Genomic DNA, 16443 nt, shown 5'->3' on the forward strand with positions numbered 1-16443 from the left:
CGAGCGAAAATTGAAAGGAAAGTACATTGCACCAAGTCTAAACGCCGGGGCCTTTAATTGCCCAAATTGCCACGTGTATACAAAGCAACACTGGTATTACATGCAGGGATCAGCGCAACCAAATGGATACGGAATGAATAGGCGAGATGATCGCTTTATGGTCTCGTACTGCGAACATTGCGATTTCCCTACCATTTGGCTCGGCGAATCAATTATATTTCCTCTCAATATGACCGCTGAGCCGCCTAATCAAGATTTACCAGAGGAGATAACAGAGGATTATGATGAGGCAAGAGCAATAGTTAACCTCTCTCCCAGAGGTGCCGCTGCGCTTTTGAGATTGGCAATACAAAAGCTCTGCGCTCACCTTGGACAGCCTGGGAAAAATATTAACTCTGACATAAAAGGATTAGTAGCCGCTGGCTTGCCTCCGAAGGTTCAGGAAGCTCTTGATAGTGTTCGAGTGATCGGAAACGAGTCGGTCCATCCCGGAACAATTGATCTCAAGGATGATCGAGATACAGCTAACCAACTTTTCCGATTGGTAAATTTCATTGCACAGAAGATGTTGACTGAGCCTCGAGAAATCGACGAGATTTACAGCAGTTTGCCGGCGGATAAGCTCAAGAGCATTCATGAACGGGACAACTAATGCATAACAATGCCATAAACTCGGACCCAAAAAAAGCTGCGCTTTTTTGGCCCGGTTACGGCTGGCGTTAGGTTTCTTTTTAGTGTGCATCAACTCTCAATGGAAAACATGACCGTCATATACCAGTTTCCCACCTACGTTGCCGAGGTAATGGAGGTTATCGGCGATGGGAATTGGTTTGTCCACAACTTCAAAGTTGGCGTACATTCCGAAGCGCTGAATTTGGTAGGTTATCTTTACAATGCTGAGTTTGATGGAAGCTCATACACAGCATGCGTCGATCTGAATGTTTTCCAATTCTTGGTTAACTCGGTTAAGAAAAATGCACCGAAATATGAATATCGAATGGCAATTGCATACCTCGCGTTCTTTCAGATTGCGGGAATAGAAGTTGACCCCACTTACGCTGTGTATGAAAAAGTAAACCATCAACCAGAACCCGCGTAAGGCGGATTCGGAGCGGTAGCGACAATCCGCCATGGTATTGGCCATGACTCTGTCCTCTACATGGCGGATTGCTATCGCGAATCCGCCCTACGCCCTGCGCCGCGAAGGCAACATCGTCCAGAGCCCTAGGTTCGATTAGCGATAGCGTAATCGGACGCATGTTTATGATATTCCTTCCTCCAATAACGCTACGCTAATCGGAGCTACACACGCTATTTGCCGCTAGGCAAGAGGCGTTATCAAGCTTAATATAGAGCAAAATCTTGTACAAACCGAGGGACATCCATGAGCATTGCCAGCAGCGACATCGTGCCTTTTTCCGAAGCCCGGACCCATTTATCCAGCTTGGTCAGCGAGGTTCAAGCCGGCAAGGAAAAAATCATCACCAAAAATGGCGAAGGGGTGGCCGCCTTGATCGCGGCCGACAGACTGGATCATTACCACCGTCTGGAACGCGCCCATATTCATTTGTTGTGTCTGCGGGAAATTGAGGCCGGCTTGGCGGATGTAGCGGCGGGCCGTCATCAAGATGCGCGGCAAGCGCTAGCTAAAATCAAACAAAACCGCGCGCCTTCGGACCGATAGCGATGCAGGTGAGGTTCACCGATAATTTCCTCGGCAACTTGGACAGCATCGAAAACTATTGGCGTGAAGCCGGCTTCCCGGCCGGCTACGACCGGTTACTTGAAACCCTCAGCACTGAGGTCATTCCCAATCTCGAGTCATATCCCGAGATGGGACGGCCGTTTGCCCGATATGGGGCAGAATCCGCCGAGGCCAAAATCCGCATCGACAAGCTGGGCACGTTCTACACTGAGATTCGCGAATATCTTTTGGAAGATTATTTGCTGCTGTATTTATTGACCGACGCTATCTACATGCTGGCGGTCAAACATCATAAGCAGCTGTCCTACGATTTTCAGCGTTTATGGCTGAATCAATAACCTCATTCGAACGCACCATGGCTAAAAAGCAAAAATCCGCTTTCGTCTGCACCGAGTGCGGCGCCGACTACCCCGGCTGGTCCGGGCAATGCAATCAATGCGGCGAGTGGAATACCATCAAGGAAGTCAAACTCGGCTCAGGCAAAGCGGCGGCGCGGGATAATAGCGGTTACGCCGGTGCCCGTAGTGAAGTGCGTTTGCTGTCCGAGGTCAATCTAGCCCAGGCCGAGCGCATATCTACCGGTTTGGCCGAATTCGACCGGGTGTTGGGCGGCGGCATCGTTACCGGCAGCGTGGTGTTGATCGGCGGCGCGCCGGGCGCCGGCAAAAGCACTATCCTGTTGCAAGCCATCGCCCATATCGCCGAGCGGCTGCCAGTGCTGTATGTGTCCGGCGAGGAATCGTTGCAGCAAATTGCCGAACGCGCCCAACGGCTGGGATTGAAAACCGCCGGCATCAAAATGCTGGCGGAAACCTCGGTACAGCAGATTTGCCAGGTATTGGACGAGGAACAACCCAAGGTGGTCATCATCGACTCGATTCAGGTCATGTACACGGCCGATTCGGATTCGGCGCCCGGCTCGGTGTCGCAGGTGCGGGAATCGGCCAGCTATTTGACCCAGTACGCCAAACGCAGTGGGGTGTCGTTTTTTATGGTCGGCCACGTCACCAAGGACCAGTCGCTGGCCGGGCCGATGACACTGAGCCACATCGTCGACGCCCAAGTGGTGCTGTCGTCCACCGACGACTCGCGCTTCCGGGTATTGCGGGCCGATAAAAACCGTTTCGGCAGCGTCGGCGAACTGGGCTTTTTTGCGATGGAAAGCAGCGGTTTGAAGGAAGTGAAAAATCCGTCGGCGATGTTTTTATCCCGCGCCGAAAAACCCTCGCCCGGCAGCGTGGTGACGGTGTTGTGGGAAGGCACCCGGCCCTTGCTGGTGGAAATCCAGGCCCTGGTCACCGAAAGCCAGTACGGCAATCCGCGCCGGCTGGCGGTAGGTTTGGACCAGAACCGGCTGGCCATGCTGTTGGCTGTATTGTCGCGCCACGGCGGCATTTTCACCGGCAACGACGAGATTTACGCCAACGTGGTGGGCGGCATCAAGGTATCGGAAACCAGCACCGATCTGGCGATTATGGTCGGCGTGGTATCCAGCCTGCGCGACCGCATCATTCCCTACGACACGGTATTTTTCGGCGAAGTGGGTTTAAACGGCGAAATCCGCCCGGTCGCCAACGGCCACGCCCGCCTCAACGAAGCCGCCAAGCACGGTTTCAAAAAAGCCGTCATCCCGAAAAGCAACAAACCCAAGGACGGCGTGAAGAATCTGCAGATTCATGCGGTCAGCAATATTCAGGAAGCGCTGGCGGTATTGAACGATTTATAAAAACAGCAACTCCGGCGCGATGCGTTGCATGAATACCTTGCGGTATTCCTCAGCCTTGCGCACCTGCATGCTTTCCAGCGGATTGTAATCGTCGGTAATCAGGATGCCGGCACTGTCGTCCATGACATGGGCATGATCCAGCAGCCATTGGGCGTATTTGTCCGGATTGCCGCTGTCCAGCACTATCGGCCCATTGGAGGCCAAAAAGATGAAATCGGTAAATTCGGCTTTTTCAGTGATGTAGACACTGACTTCCGGCAAGACGCTTTTGAGGGTTTTGTAGACGGACGCCACCGCCTCGGCACCCTCTCCATGGGTATAGCCGACGTAATTCAAGGCCAGCACGCCCTGGTTTTTCAATAGGCCCTTGAGTTCCCGCAGCATTTCCACCGTCAGCAAATGGGTGGGCTCGGAGCCGCCGGTAAAACAATCGTGGATAACAAAGTCGTACTGCTTTTTTAGCTTGGTGACTTCGTAGCGGGCATCGCCGACGATGAAATCGCCGGTTGGCTTGAAATGAAAATAGTCCAGCGCGGCGGAAGCCACGGCCGGATCGATTTCCATGGTGTCGGTGGTCAACCCGCGCGATTTAAGATCCCTGGCCACATGGCCGCCGCCCAAGCCGATCAGCAAGGCATCAGTGGCTTGCGGACGAAACAGCGGCAGCCCGCTCAAAACCGCTTGATAGCTCAACAGGCTGCGGCCGTGTTCTAGCTCGACCGCGCTGAGTACCGACGAGTCGGACAGCAGCAAGCGATAGCCGTGATGCAAATCGTCGACCACCCGCACCCAGCCGTAAACGCTTTCCTCCGCGTGTACCACCTTAAAACCCTTGCCCGCCGCATGCGGGGTGGCATAGCCATTCGCACTCAGCAGACCGACCGCAATACCGATCAGCCATAAGGGCAAAGCAGCCGATGCCTTGTTGAAACCGGCCCTGTCCCGCCACATCAATGGCAAGGCCCACGCAAACAGCAGCAAACTCAAGGAGAATATGATGGCGCGGGTACCAAACAGCGGCAGCAGATAAAAGCCCAGCACTAACGTTGCCACCACGCTGCCCAGGGTACTGACGGCATATACCGAACCCACCGCCCTGCCCACGCCGCGCAAATCCCGCGTGGCCAGCTTGATCGCAAACGGCCCCACCATGGCCAGGGCCGTCAACGGTGCGCTGAATAACAGCAAGGCGCTGGCGAACGCGCCGGCCCGTATTCCCATAAGGTTGGTCAACTGCATGACCGGCGCGCTGACGAAGGGAATCACCACCGTGGTCAGGGACGCCAGGGCAAAGATGTGCGCCAGCCGAATGCGCGGGTAACGGTCGGCCAGAAATCCGCCCAGATAGTAACCGGTGGCCAAGGCGATCATGGTGACTGCTATCAGCGAAGACCATACGTGCAGACTGACGCCGTAATACGGAGCGATGATGCGGGTGCCGAGCAGTTCCAGTATCATCACCGCGCCGCCGCCGCAGGTTACGGTTGCCAGCAACCCGGCCTTGCCTATGGCCACCGTTTCAGGAAAAGATTTTTTGGACATGGTTGTTTTCAACACTGTAAAAATGAAAACACCCCCGGCCCGCTTCCAATTTGCGTTCCGGGGGTGATAAAGGCGTCCCAGCCTTACGGGCTTCCTGATCCGCTTCCCGCCTTCGCCATCCTGGCTGATGCGGGAATTATTCCAATATGGGCAAATACCTTAACCCAAGCGTTCAAGCCGCCAATTGTTTACGGCGGCCGAAACCGATCAGACCGGCCATGGCGCTACCGAACAGCCAAACCGCGCCGGGCACCGGCACCGGTTGCACTGCGGCTGCCGCCGCGGCAAGGGACTGCACACCCAAATAGGCAACGATGCCATAAGTACCGTCGTTCAACAGTGTTATGCCATCGGTGTCATAAATAGGCGCAGATGCACCGCCAACCGCCAAGGTATATTCGCCCGCTTTCAAGAAGTAGTTGGTCAAATATTCTGGCAAATACGCAGAATTTGAATCGTTTTTGCTGGTGATGTATTTGATGGTATTAACTTGGCCGCCGTTGTTACCCATGGTGGTATCACCCAATGCGTTGAAAAGGCCATTGAAATTAACGGAATCAAAGTTGTTGACTGGCGCATTTTCGTATGAACTTGCAGGCACTAAACCACTGTACAAGCTAAACCCGACATTTAGCGAGCCAACTGAAGTGAACGTAGGTGCGGAAGCGCTTTGTACCCCAGCGCCATTAAAGTTGGGAAAAGTGCCCGCACCGGTGGCCGCTACAAAAATATCAACAAAAGAATCTTCCGCTAAAGTGAAATTAAACCAACGGATATCATGGCTGTTGCCCAAGGTAGGTTCTGTACCTTGAAACCAACCAAAATCACTAGTCACCGAAGCAACAAACGGATTCATAACATCTAAACTTCTGTAACCTACGTGCGCATTGGCTTGGGTAGCGAATGCCATCCCAAACAATACGACAGCCGCCGCGATAATATTTTTCATAAATTCAATCCTCTTTTACTGTTTAATTATTGATATTTAACAGCAATGCTCTCAGCGCTTCCCTTGAAAATAGTGTAGTCGCTTCGATCCTCCCCATCACTATAGGAGGCAGCCCGGCCTTCTTGTTTTTTGTCAAGAACCGTAGCTTTCCGAACCCGCCTCGCAACGGGAGTGGCAACATTGAATCAGGTTAAATCCCACTTCAAAAGCAGGTTTGATTTACGGCTTTTAAAGCCGTCCCTACCGAGACCTGAAACAACGAAAGTCTGAATACAATATCCGGACCACTTATCTAAAACCATAACTCTTTCATATTATTAAATATTTCACTAATATACCGAATCAATAACATCTTAATTAAGCTATGTTATTTGCCACATCTGTTTTAGGTGTTTTCGCTTGCGGCCCGATGTTCAATTTCATGGTTCCGACTCGCATCCATTACCTGGAATTTTCGTTATTGCGGGTAAGAAAAATCCCAGGTAGATTATGTGCGTTTGACCTACCGTATGAAAAATGAAAGACGCAACAGTCACCGCTTGTAAAGCGGCAACCATGGTGGGCGGGTACGGATATCCGGCTTACGGCTGAAGCTGCAACCCGGAATAATCAGGAAGCGCAATAAAATTTAAGGAGAAAAATGCAAAAAGATAGCAACATGCCACTTTGGGTTTTTTTGGCATTTTCAAGTATAGAAACCCGCCGCGCCGCCTTGCTGTTAATCTGGAGCAGTTTATTGTTTACGGTTTACTGCATTCCGTGGGTTATTTATTACGAAAACCCCTGGGTAGCCAGACTGTTTTTAATCGACGATTGGGAATGGTTTGCGATGATGGTGCCTATGACGCTTTGGTATTGGCTGAGCATGAAATGGGTGGATAAAAATCGCGGCTGGAATGTGGCGATGGTGGAAAACGTTAAAATTCGCCGCACCGAATGATTCGCTACCCGTCCGCGACCGGTCGCGGACGGGTCATTTGGGCGATATGCCGCACAACGCATCCAATTCCCGGCCGAGCAACTCGCTATCCCCCGAATTCAGCTCAACCAGCCGGCGTAAATTGGTAATGCTGTCGATATCGATATGCTCGCATTTGAAGCCGATTTGACTGCCGACTCCGTGACTGATTTTTAGCGCCATGCCGATCAGCACGGTATCGGACAATTTCAACAGCAATTGGTAGGACTGGCTTTCATTCGCGGGCCAGGGTTTTTCAAATTCCAGCAGACAACCTTTAAGCGAGATGTCGACCACTCTGCAGGGTATTTGAGCGTCGCCGTCCGCCAACACCGCTTCGGCGTTATATAAAACCCGCTGATATTGTCTTTTTTCCCGCTCGCTTTCCGCCATCGAGCCTTACTCCAAAAAGAATTGCATCGGGGTTTTGTCGACCTCGATGATGTCGTTATGCTGCAACAATACAGTATTTTCTCCCAAGGGCTGTTTGTTGACAGCCAAACCGTGGTGACCCTGCAGCGCCGAAACGTAATAACCATCCTTGCGCCTGGCAATCACTATGACGCCCGCGCCTTCATGTCCAAGGCGGGTCATGGCCTTTTTCAGCGGCAAGATGCGGCCGATATGCGGGCCGTCCATGATCTGCAAATTGGCGTCCTGCTGTTTGGCGGCCGCTTCCAGTTTTTGGTTAAGCGCATGCACATCGGCGTCGCGCGAAAAGCTTGCCGGTGCCGCGGCGGGCTCTGCATCCAGGAAGGATTCGGTCAGGGTGTATACGATGTAATGCTTGCCGACATTGATGACGTCGTTGTTTTGCAGGCTCCATTCCTTGGTGGCTTGATTATTGATCAGCAAGGGGAATTTTTCATTCAGTTGCTTGACGATGCAAGCACCATCCTTGATGATGACCACGGCATGCGCGGGCGCCACCGCCAAGCTGTCAACCACGATTTCATTGGTTTCGTCGCGACCGATATGAATCACCCCGGCATCGTATATGCCTGAATGAATGGGTTTATCTTTGAAATAGAGGGTGAATTTTGCCATTACTGTTATCTAGGATTCCCTGCGACCGGATTGTAGTATAGACGTTGAAACGTCACTTGCCGATTTCTTGAAAATTATTTTCAACGTCACATATTCAAAGCCATAGTGTAGCTGCTCCAGCCCTTTTGACTCCAATCCGCTGACGGTTTGCCCGGCAAGGGTATTTAAACCTCCCGCATTTACAGTAGAATCAAGCCACCACAACGGCCCGGTAACGATGATGAACACATCCAGCCCAATGATCGAACAGCAATCGTTGATTTCCCAGAATATCTATATTACCGGCACCGACAGAAATAGCGGCAAATCCATCATTATGTTGGCGATTATGGAGATGCTGACCGGCCATGCCGGCAAGGTCGGCTTTTTTCGTCCCATCATTCAATCCGGCGACAAACTGGACGAGTTGATTCAGTTTATCCAGTTCCGTTATCAATTGGACCTGCCCTACGAAGCCATGTACGGCTGCAAGAGCCAGGAGGCCAGCGAATTACTGGCCACCGAGCAATACGACGAACTGCATAAAATCATTCTGGCCAAATATCGGGCATTGAAAGCCAGCCGGGAACACGTGTTGTGCATAGGCTCCGATTACCGGCACGGCGACTCGATGTTTGAATTCGATTTTAACGCCCAGGTTGCCAATAACCTGGATTGTCTGATGCTGCCGGTTATACCCGGCGGCGGACTGGACAATTTGCAGTTGTTAAACAATCTGGCCAGCCTGAAACTAGAATTGCACGAGCACGATAACGCGGTACTGGCGGTGGCGATCAATGGCGTGGCATCCACCCAAGTGGAAACCTTGCGGGCCGGTTTGAATCAGGCCGGCGATTTCCCGATCTACGTGGTGCCGGCGGAACCGTCGCTGGAAAAACCCACCTTGGGCAATATCGCCCAGGCCCTCGGCGCCAAACTGTTTTCCTCCGACAACAATGCGCTCGGCCGCGAGATCCACCATTACAAAGTCGCGGCCATGCTGGTGCCGGATTTTCTGGACTATGTGCAGGCCGGGGATTTGATCATCACGCCCGGCGATCGCGCCGACATCATTCTGGCCAGCCTGCTGACCTATCACTCCACCAATTATCCGCAAATTTCCGGATTGTTGCTGACCGGCCACCAGGAACCCGCGCCGCAGGTACAGGCCTTGATCGACGGCCTGGGTGATCTGCCCTTCGCCGTGCTGGGTGTGGACACCGACACCTTCACCACCGCTATGCAAGTCAGCCAAATACCGGCCCGCCTGCATTCGCAAGACGACAGAAAAATCGCCAAGGCCCTGGGTTTGGTGGAAAACAACATCGACATGAGCGAACTGCGCCAGCGACTGTTGGCCAAGGCCAGCCATAAAATGACGCCGCTGATGTTCGAATACGACATGCTGCAACGGGCCAAGGCCCGCAAGCAGCACATCGTGTTGCCGGAAGGCACGGAGGAACGCATTTTAAGGGCGGCGGAAATTTTGCTGCTGCGCGACGTGGTCAGAATCACCTTGCTGGGCAATGAAGCGGAAATCCGCCAAAAAATTCAGGCCCTGGCGCTGAAGTTGCCGGATGTAGACGTCATAGACCCCATGACCTCCGAACTGCGACCGCTATTCGCCCAAGCCTATTACGAAGCCCGCAAGCATAAAAACGTCATTTACGCCACCGCATTCGATCTGATGGGCGACGTCAGTTATTTCGGCACGCTGATGATACACCTGGGCTTCGCCAACGGCATGGTGTCCGGCGCGGTTCACTCGACTCAGCACACCATTAGGCCGGCTTTCGAAATCATCAAAACCAAACCCGGCGCATCCATCGTCTCCAGCATATTTTTCATGTGCCTGGAAGACCGGGTGCTGGTCTACGGCGATTGCGCGGTCAACCCCAATCCCAATGCCGAAGAACTGGCCGCCATTGCCATCAGCGCCGCCGATACCGCCAGAGAATTCAACATCGAGCCGTTGGTCGCGATGCTGTCCTATTCCACCGGCGACTCCGGCAAGGGCGAAGCGGTCGACAAGGTCCGCGAGGCGGTCAGAATCGCCCGCGAGCTGCGGCCGGATTTGAAACTGGAAGGCCCCATGCAATACGACGCGGCGGTAGACTCCGGTGTTGCCAAAACCAAGTTGCCGGGCAGCGAAGTGGCCGGCCGGGCTACCGTGTTTATCTTTCCGGACCTGAATACCGGCAATAACACTTACAAGGCAGTGCAACGTTCGTCCGGCGCCATCGCGGTGGGACCGATATTGCAAGGCCTCAACAAACCCGTCAACGATTTGAGCCGGGGTTGCACGGTAGCCGATATCGTCAACACCGTTATCATTACCGCCATACAGGCCCAGGAAAGCGACGCCCCATGATGAAACGCTTATGCGCTGCTCTGCTGTGCGGCTTGATCTGCCCGAGTTTGCCCGCCGAGACCCGCATCGCCATCCTGGATTTCGAACTCAAGGATCTGACGCTGGCCCCCGGCATTCCGGCCGAACTCGAACGCACCGCCGCCATACGACCCTTATTGACCGAGGAACTGGCGTCCGCCGGCTACAGCATCGTTTCCATACCGCCTAGCGTCCAACAGGCCGCCAACGCCGGCGCGGGCTATTTGTTCGACCATGCCGACGCGGCGGCCGACCTGGGCCGACAATTCGAGGCCGATTTCGTTTTGGTGGGACGCCTGCATAAACCCAGTTTTCTGTTCGCTTACCTGATGGGACATTTGGTGAGGGTTGCCGACCGCCGCTTGATAGGCAACTTCATCACCGAGTCCAAGGGTCCCGGCAAGCAGCTGGTTGTCAAGGCCGTGGAGACCTTGGCCGACAAAATAGACGGCGCGCTGGAAAACCGTTACAGTCCGCCGCCGCCCGGCAGCTCGAAAATCCGCTGACGCCCCAAAGCATACAATCGAACCCAACCCATCCGCATGAAAATACTAGTTCTCAACGCCGGCAGTTCATCCATCAAATACAGCCTGTTTGCCATGAGCGACAGGCGGGTCTTGCTCAGCGGCATCCTCGAACGCATCGGCGAGGCCATGGCGACGCACCGCTATCGTTTAAGCGACGCCGAGCCGGTGTACCTGGAACTGCCGCTGGTCAACCACCAGCAAGCCCTGCAAACCCTGTTCTCCAGCTTGGCCGCCAGCGGCGCCGTGCGTGACGGCGAATTGGCCTGCATCGGTCACCGCGTGGTGCACGGCGGCGAAATGTTTCGCCAGCCGGCCTTGATCACGCCGGAAGTCATAAAGCAGATCGCTGGCATGATACCTTTGGCCCCTCTGCATAATCCGGCCAATCTGCTGGGCATTGAAGAATCGCTCAGACTGATGGGTAAACTGCCGCAAGTCGCCGTTTTCGACACCGCATTTCATCAAAGCCTGCCCGATTATGCCTACCGCTATCCGATACCCGCCGAACTATACAGCCGGCATGGCGTGCGCCGTTACGGCTTTCACGGCACCTCGCACGGCTATGTCGCCAAACAGGCCGCCGAAACCCTGGGCAAACCCTTGCAAGAATTGAATCTGATCACCCTGCACTTGGGCAACGGCGCCAGCGCCAGCGCCATCGAAAATGGCCTCTGCGTCGATACCTCCATGGGTATGACACCGCTGGAAGGCTTGATGATGGGCACCCGTTGCGGCGATATCGATCCGGCCCTGCATTTTTATTTGGGACGCAGCCTCGGTCTGTCCCTGGAAGCCATTGAAAAGCTGTTGAACAACGACAGCGGTTGCCGGGGTATTTGCGGTGAAAACGATATGCGCGGCATACATGCCATGGCGGATGCCGGCGATCCGGCGGCCAAACTCAGCTTGGCCATGTACGCCTACCGCATCAAGAAATATATCGGCGCTTACTTTGCCGTATTGGGTCGGGTGGATGCCCTGGTGTTTACCGGCGGCATCGGCGAAAACGACGCCTGGCTAAGGCAACAAAGTTGCGACGGGCTATCCGCCTTGGGCATCGAGCTGGATCCCGCCAGGAATCAAGCCTCTATCCTGCCTTGCGCGGCTATCCATGCCGACTCATCAAGGGTTAAACTGCTGGTCATACATACCCAGGAAGAGCTCGAAATTGCCATTCAGGCCGAGACCTGTTTGAAAAACCTGAATTAACGGCCCATTCACTCCATAACCATTGCCCGTTCATGAAACCCATCATCCCGGAAGAAACCGCCCAAAAATTGCTGAAAGGCATCACGATCCCGCCACAGCCGCAAATCATGGTGGACCTGCATATGGAAATGGCCGTCCCGGAACCCAGTTTCGTCAACATTGCCAAAATCATCGGCAAGGATGTCGGTGTGTCCGGGTCCATTTTAAAAGTGATCAACAGCCCGTTTTTCCAATTGCGCAATCAGGTGACTTCGATTGGACAGGCCTTGAATTTGTTGGGATTGAATAACGTCATCAACATCGTCAATTCCCTGTCCATTCGCAATTCGCTGACCGATACCACGCTGACCGAGTTGACCCGCTTTTGGGACAATGCCCAGGACGTGGCCATGGCGGCGGCCGCCATCTCGAAACTGACCGGCGTGGCCGCGCCGGACGAGGCTTACAGCCTGGGTTTATTTCACAACAGCGGCATTCCCTTGCTGATGCATAAATTCGAGCACTACCCGTCCATCCTCAAGCGCGCCTACGCCGAGACTTCCAAATCGATTACCGACGTGGAGAACGAAACGATAGACTGTAACCATTCGGTGGTGGGCTATTACGTCGCCAAGGCCTGGAAGTTGCCCGCTTATATCGCCCAAACCATCGCCGACCACCATAAAGTCGAGCCGATTTTTGCCGACAAAATCGCCTGCGAACAAAGCGAAAAAAACCTGTTGGCCATATTGAAACTGGCGGAAACCACCTGTAAAACCCACGGAATGCTGGGCTATGCCGCCGTCGACCACGAATTCGGCCGCATCAAAAACGATCTGTTGAACTACATCGGTTTAAGCGAATACGACTTCGAGGATTTGCGGGCCGAAGTGATTGAAATGGGCCAGCATTGACGACTTGAAAACATCAGCGGCATGACATCCGATAAAATTCCGGTCATTGTGATCACCGGCTTCCTCGGCAGCGGTAAAACCACTTTGCTGAACCGCTTGCTGGCCGACCCCATCGAGACGGCGGTGATCATCAATGAATTCGGCGACATTCCGGTCGACCCCGCCCTGCTGGGGCGCCAGGAATTGCCGCTGACTACCCTGGCCGGCGGCTGCCTATGCTGCCAAATCAAGGGGGCCTTGGCCCCCACCTTGCGCAATTTATGGATGGCTTGGCGGCAAGCCCCAAAACCGCCCTTCCGGCGCATGCTGATCGAAACCAGCGGTGTTGCCAGCCCGGAACCGATTCTGGATACCCTGCTGCGCGACAAATGGCTATCCAGCCGCTATAACTTGGCGGAAATCGTTACCACCTTGGCCATCCCTTCCGCCCTTGCACAGCTGGATCGGTTTGCCGAAGCCAAGGCTCAAGTGGCTTGGGCCGATACCCTGCTGCTGACGCACGCGGATCTTGCCGATACGGCGCAAAGAACCGCGCTGACTGCCCGGTTGGATGCCTTGGCGCCGGCCACGCCGCGCTTTGAAAACCTCGCCGCGTACCTTAATGCAAGCAAAAATCCGCCCGCTCTACGCCGCCTGCCCGGTCCGGCCGGTCCGCCGAGACACGGCTTTTCCAGCCTGTCCCTGCAACTATCCAAGCCCATGAGCCAACCGCAACTGCTAAGCCTGTTGCGGGAATTACTGACCGGCTGGCCAAGCGATTTGCTCCGCATCAAGGGCGTGGTGAGACTGACGGACGAAGCATGCCCCATGGTCATCCAAGCGGCGGGTCGGCACTTGTACCCGCCGACGGCCCTGGCCGGCAAGGTGGCGGATGATGTCGGGGGCCGATTGGTGTTTATCGCCAGCGCCGACCCCGCGCCGCTGGCGGAGCATATACAACGGCTTTTCGGCGACAGCATCGACAAAAATGCCCTGCGCGTGCATATCGACAGTCAAGCGCCCTAATCCGCTGGTTTGGCATCGCTCCCATTTTTTTTCGCCAGGGTTTCGGAAAACACAAACCCCTGGTCCATGCGCTCCATTTCTTTTTGCACTTTCTCGAACACCAGTTCCAGGGCCTCGTTGCTGAAAATCACATGCCTCATCAGATTTTCGGCGTAGGTCTGGCGTTTTTTGTAATGGCTGTACAGCGCAAACAACAGGGCCGCCAGACCGGTGACCGAGGTTTGCACCATGGCGCTGTATCCGACGCCGATACTATCCAGTTTGAATGCGATGACGGGCCAGACCAACAGCGCGCTACCCGCCAGCAAGGCCAAACCGAAGAAAAACTTGTTCAACAGCGCATAACTACGGGCCTTGATGAATAAATCGAACACCATCAAATAGCGCAATTTCAATGGCTCCGACGGACTTTTCCCCCAGGCATCTGCGGCAAAGTCCGCCAACAATTGGGCACTGGTTTTATTGGCATTGAATAAAGCAGGCATGACGCACCTCCAAATTTCGACAGACCGAAGGTAACAGTTAATCGGCGTTCGATGTGGAAATTTTATGCCTGAACCGCAAACAGCGTTACCATAACCGGGAAAATTCAACCCTGGTTCGTCATGCTGTCTCATATCCTGCCCAAAGCCGAAATCTCCATCCGCGAAAACCTCAACTGGCTGTACATTCTCAGAAATCTGATGCTGTTTGCCGTGGTGATAGGAGTGTTTATCGCCGTTCACGGCCTGGATATCGAACTGCCGATGAATCAGCTCTGGCTGGCCATTTTCGCAATCTCCATCCTTAACCTTTACACCTGGCTGCGTCTGCGCACACCGGAACCGGTCACCGAACACGAGATTTTTTCGCAGATCTGCATGGATGTGCTGGCTTTGGCCTACTTGCTGTATCTGACCGGCGGGGCCTCCAATCCGATTATCTGGGTATTTTTATTGCCGCTGATCGTCACCGCCATCATGCTGCCGCAATCCTATGCCTGGAACATGGTCATCATCACCTCGTGCATCTACACGGTATTGATTGCCTACAACGTTCCCCTGCCCGCGCTGGCCCCGCACGCCGACCACCACAACATGACCAACCTGACGCCGGAGATGAGTCTGCGCATGCAGTTATTGGAAGACCGGCGTTATTTCAACCTGCATGTTTTCGGCATGTGGTTCGGCTTTGTATTCAGCGCCGGCTTGGTGGCTTTTTTTATCATCGCGCTGGCAAAAACCCTCAAGGAGCGCGAACGCAGTCTGGCCGACGCCCGCGAAAGCGCCCTGCGCGACGAACGGGTGGTTTCGCTGGGCACCCTGGCGGCCAGCGCCGCGCACGACATGGGCACGCCGTTGGGCACCATTGCCATTATCGCCCACGACATGGCCGAGGAATTACCCGAGCACCGTTTCCCCGAACTGAATCAAAAGTTGGTGATTCTGCAACAACAGCTGGACCGCTGCAAACAGGCCCTATCGGTGATGTCGGCATCCGCTGGCGAAATGCGCGCCGAATCGGGCAAGATGATGCCGGTCGGCGATTATATCGATCAAGTATTGAACCAATGGCGCACCCACAAGCCCAGCACCAAGTTGAATTTATTCGTTTCCGGCGAGGTGGAAATGTCCGCCAACATCATTGCCGAACGCACCCTGACCCACTCGCTGATCAATATTCTGAATAACGCCGCCGAAGCCACCGACAACCAGGCCGGCATCGAATTTCACGCTCGCTGGGACGCCTACACCTTGACCCTGAAAATCCGCGACTTCGGCCCCGGCCTACCGCCGGAGTTCCTGGATTTCGCCGGCCAAAAGCCGGTTAAAAGCAATAAACAGGGCATGGGCGTCGGATTGTTTTTGACCTATACCACCATCAAACGCTTGGGCGGTACAATATATTTCAACAATCTCGATTCAGGTGGCGCCTGTGTGGAAATCAGCCTGCCCATATTAACTAAGGAGAGTGCGCATGACAGAAACATCCACGGATAAACCCAACTTACTGCTGGTCGACGACGACGTCACTTTTTGCTCGGTATTGAAGCCGGCCCTGGAAAAACGCAATTTCCAGGTTACGGTGGCGAACGATGTCAACACAGCCATGCAGTTAGCCGAACAGACCGAACCCGAGTACGCGGTCATCGATCTGCGCATCGGTTACGACTCCGGCCTGGAAATGGTTAAGAAACTGATAGAGCTGGACAGCAACACCCAAATCGTCATGCTGACGGGTTTCGCCAGTATTGCCACGGCGGTGGAAGCCATTAAACTGGGTGCCATACACTATCTGACCAAACCGGCCAGCCCGGATGAAATCGTCAACGCCCTGCACAAAAACGAAGGCGACGCCAGCGTGGCCATCAGCGACAACCCGCTATCTGTGAAACGCCTGGAATGGGAGCATCTGCAAAAAGTATTGATGCAGCACGACGGCAACATCTCGGCCGCCGCCCGGGCGCTGAACATGCACCGGCGCACCTTGCAACGGAAGCTGGAAAAGCGTCCTGTGCGGGAATAACGGCTCATT

General features: G+C 54.3%; 18 protein-coding genes and 1 riboswitch. Of the genes, 13 read left to right on the forward strand and 5 right to left on the reverse strand.

Features of this window, described 5'->3' with window-relative positions; genetic code table 11:
• Nucleotides 1–133 precede the first annotated feature (133 nt).
• From NP590_RS12150 to radA, 5 genes are all read left to right on the forward strand, one after another.
• A complete protein-coding gene (locus tag NP590_RS12150) occupies nt 134–652 on the forward strand; it encodes a DUF4145 domain-containing protein (protein WP_256602675.1) in 519 nt (172 codons plus the stop codon).
• Nucleotides 653–751: 99 nt separating this feature from the next.
• A complete protein-coding gene (locus tag NP590_RS12155; protein WP_256602676.1) occupies nt 752–1099 on the forward strand; it encodes a hypothetical protein in 348 nt (115 codons plus the stop codon).
• Between the two features lie 285 nt (nt 1100–1384).
• Nucleotides 1385–1684 (forward strand): type II toxin-antitoxin system Phd/YefM family antitoxin, encoded by a 300-nt coding sequence (locus tag NP590_RS12160; protein ID WP_256602677.1) that lies wholly within the window; start codon nt 1385–1387, stop codon nt 1682–1684.
• 8 nt (nt 1685–1692) lie between these two features.
• Nucleotides 1693–2043, forward strand: coding sequence for a type II toxin-antitoxin system RelE/ParE family toxin (locus NP590_RS12165; protein ID WP_256602680.1), 351 nt, complete (start codon nt 1693–1695; stop codon nt 2041–2043).
• Between the two features lie 17 nt (nt 2044–2060).
• Nucleotides 2061–3431, forward strand: coding sequence for a DNA repair protein RadA (gene radA / locus NP590_RS12170; RefSeq protein ID WP_256602760.1), 1371 nt, complete (start codon nt 2061–2063; stop codon nt 3429–3431).
• Here the strand turns inward: radA and NP590_RS12175 are convergent.
• The gene (locus NP590_RS12175) at nt 3426–4973 is read right to left on the reverse strand and encodes a fused MFS/spermidine synthase (protein WP_256602681.1); all 1548 of its coding nucleotides are present in this window, start codon (nt 4971–4973) and stop codon (nt 3426–3428) included. The two genes, radA and NP590_RS12175, sit on opposite strands and share 6 nt — an antisense overlap.
• Before the next feature lie 172 nt (nt 4974–5145).
• On the reverse strand, nt 5146–5922 hold the full coding sequence (locus NP590_RS12180) for a peptidase M10 (RefSeq protein WP_256602682.1): 777 nt from the start codon (nt 5920–5922) through the stop codon (nt 5146–5148).
• A gap of 104 nt (nt 5923–6026) precedes the next feature.
• A riboswitch (cyclic di-GMP riboswitch) is annotated at nt 6027–6108 on the reverse strand.
• A 454-nt stretch (nt 6109–6562) separates the two neighbouring features.
• Between NP590_RS12180 and NP590_RS12185 the strand changes: the two genes are divergently transcribed.
• Nucleotides 6563–6862 (forward strand): hypothetical protein, encoded by a 300-nt coding sequence (locus tag NP590_RS12185; RefSeq protein ID WP_256602683.1) that lies wholly within the window; start codon nt 6563–6565, stop codon nt 6860–6862.
• A gap of 33 nt (nt 6863–6895) precedes the next feature.
• Here the strand turns inward: NP590_RS12185 and NP590_RS12190 are convergent, their stop codons facing one another.
• Nucleotides 6896–7273 carry a PilZ domain-containing protein gene (locus NP590_RS12190; protein WP_256602684.1) on the reverse strand — a complete coding sequence of 126 codons (378 nt, stop codon included), beginning with the start codon at nt 7271–7273 and terminating at the stop codon, nt 6896–6898.
• Nucleotides 7274–7279: 6 nt separating this feature from the next.
• Nucleotides 7280–7927: an FHA domain-containing protein gene (locus tag NP590_RS12195; protein WP_256602685.1), complete on the reverse strand. Its 648-nt coding sequence runs from the start codon at nt 7925–7927 to the stop codon at nt 7280–7282.
• A gap of 220 nt (nt 7928–8147) precedes the next feature.
• Between NP590_RS12195 and pta the strand changes: the two genes are divergently transcribed.
• Genes pta through NP590_RS12220 form a run of 5 tightly spaced genes read left to right on the forward strand, consistent with a single transcriptional unit; the run spans nt 8148 to nt 13929 of the window.
• Nucleotides 8148–10277: a phosphate acetyltransferase gene (pta, locus tag NP590_RS12200; RefSeq protein ID WP_256602686.1), complete on the forward strand. Its 2130-nt coding sequence runs from the start codon at nt 8148–8150 to the stop codon at nt 10275–10277.
• Nucleotides 10274–10801 carry a DUF2380 domain-containing protein gene (locus NP590_RS12205; RefSeq protein WP_256602688.1) on the forward strand — a complete coding sequence of 176 codons (528 nt, stop codon included), beginning with the start codon at nt 10274–10276 and terminating at the stop codon, nt 10799–10801. Before pta ends, NP590_RS12205 begins: the two co-directional genes overlap by 4 nt.
• Nucleotides 10802–10837: 36 nt before the next feature.
• Nucleotides 10838–12031: an acetate/propionate family kinase gene (locus tag NP590_RS12210; RefSeq protein WP_256602691.1), complete on the forward strand. Its 1194-nt coding sequence runs from the start codon at nt 10838–10840 to the stop codon at nt 12029–12031.
• Nucleotides 12032–12063: 32 nt separating this feature from the next.
• The gene (locus NP590_RS12215) at nt 12064–12924 is read left to right on the forward strand and encodes an HDOD domain-containing protein (protein WP_256602692.1); all 861 of its coding nucleotides are present in this window, start codon (nt 12064–12066) and stop codon (nt 12922–12924) included.
• Between the two features lie 21 nt (nt 12925–12945).
• Nucleotides 12946–13929, forward strand: a complete 984-nt coding sequence (locus tag NP590_RS12220) for a CobW family GTP-binding protein (protein ID WP_256602693.1) — start codon at nt 12946–12948, stop codon at nt 13927–13929.
• Here the strand turns inward: NP590_RS12220 and NP590_RS12225 are convergent.
• The gene (locus NP590_RS12225) at nt 13926–14414 is read right to left on the reverse strand and encodes a hypothetical protein (RefSeq protein ID WP_256602694.1); all 489 of its coding nucleotides are present in this window, start codon (nt 14412–14414) and stop codon (nt 13926–13928) included. The genes NP590_RS12220 and NP590_RS12225 overlap by 4 nt on opposite strands.
• A 120-nt stretch (nt 14415–14534) precedes the next feature.
• On the opposite strand from NP590_RS12225, the gene NP590_RS12230 reads away from it, so the two are divergent.
• Together NP590_RS12230 and NP590_RS12235 are read left to right on the forward strand one after the other, a co-directional pair.
• Nucleotides 14535–15908: an ATP-binding protein gene (locus NP590_RS12230; RefSeq protein ID WP_256602695.1), complete on the forward strand. Its 1374-nt coding sequence runs from the start codon at nt 14535–14537 to the stop codon at nt 15906–15908.
• On the forward strand, nt 15886–16434 hold the full coding sequence (locus NP590_RS12235) for a response regulator transcription factor (protein ID WP_256602696.1): 549 nt from the start codon (nt 15886–15888) through the stop codon (nt 16432–16434). The genes NP590_RS12230 and NP590_RS12235 overlap by 23 nt, the downstream gene beginning before the upstream one ends.
• Nucleotides 16435–16443: the final 9 nt, after the last annotated feature.

The organism is Methylomonas subterranea (assembly GCF_024505185.1).
Taxonomy (GTDB): domain Bacteria; phylum Pseudomonadota; class Gammaproteobacteria; order Methylococcales; family Methylomonadaceae; genus Methylomonas; species Methylomonas subterranea.

Bases quoted from the DNA above. Each gene is read 5' to 3' on its own strand.
- NP590_RS12195 (WP_256602685.1), bottom strand. From the start codon at position 7,927: ATGGCAAAATTCACCCTCTATTTCAAAGATAAACCCATTCATTCAGGC.
- NP590_RS12225 (WP_256602694.1), bottom strand. From the start codon at position 14,414: ATGCCTGCTTTATTCAATGCCAATAAAACCAGTGCCCAATTGTTGGCG.
- NP590_RS12180 (WP_256602682.1), bottom strand. From the start codon at position 5,922: ATGAAAAATATTATCGCGGCGGCTGTCGTATTGTTTGGGATGGCATTC.
- NP590_RS12155 (WP_256602676.1), top strand. From the start codon at position 752: ATGGAAAACATGACCGTCATATACCAGTTTCCCACCTACGTTGCCGAG.
- NP590_RS12220 (WP_256602693.1), top strand. From the start codon at position 12,946: ATGACATCCGATAAAATTCCGGTCATTGTGATCACCGGCTTCCTCGGC.
- NP590_RS12160 (WP_256602677.1), top strand. From the start codon at position 1,385: ATGAGCATTGCCAGCAGCGACATCGTGCCTTTTTCCGAAGCCCGGACC.
- NP590_RS12235 (WP_256602696.1), top strand. From the start codon at position 15,886: ATGACAGAAACATCCACGGATAAACCCAACTTACTGCTGGTCGACGAC.
- NP590_RS12215 (WP_256602692.1), top strand. From the start codon at position 12,064: ATGAAACCCATCATCCCGGAAGAAACCGCCCAAAAATTGCTGAAAGGC.
- NP590_RS12175 (WP_256602681.1), bottom strand. From the start codon at position 4,973: ATGTCCAAAAAATCTTTTCCTGAAACGGTGGCCATAGGCAAGGCCGGG.
- radA (WP_256602760.1), top strand. From the start codon at position 2,061: ATGGCTAAAAAGCAAAAATCCGCTTTCGTCTGCACCGAGTGCGGCGCC.
- pta (WP_256602686.1), top strand. From the start codon at position 8,148: ATGAACACATCCAGCCCAATGATCGAACAGCAATCGTTGATTTCCCAG.
- NP590_RS12185 (WP_256602683.1), top strand. From the start codon at position 6,563: ATGCAAAAAGATAGCAACATGCCACTTTGGGTTTTTTTGGCATTTTCA.
- NP590_RS12230 (WP_256602695.1), top strand. From the start codon at position 14,535: ATGCTGTCTCATATCCTGCCCAAAGCCGAAATCTCCATCCGCGAAAAC.
- NP590_RS12205 (WP_256602688.1), top strand. From the start codon at position 10,274: ATGATGAAACGCTTATGCGCTGCTCTGCTGTGCGGCTTGATCTGCCCG.
- NP590_RS12150 (WP_256602675.1), top strand. From the start codon at position 134: ATGAATAGGCGAGATGATCGCTTTATGGTCTCGTACTGCGAACATTGC.
- NP590_RS12190 (WP_256602684.1), bottom strand. From the start codon at position 7,273: ATGGCGGAAAGCGAGCGGGAAAAAAGACAATATCAGCGGGTTTTATAT.
- NP590_RS12210 (WP_256602691.1), top strand. From the start codon at position 10,838: ATGAAAATACTAGTTCTCAACGCCGGCAGTTCATCCATCAAATACAGC.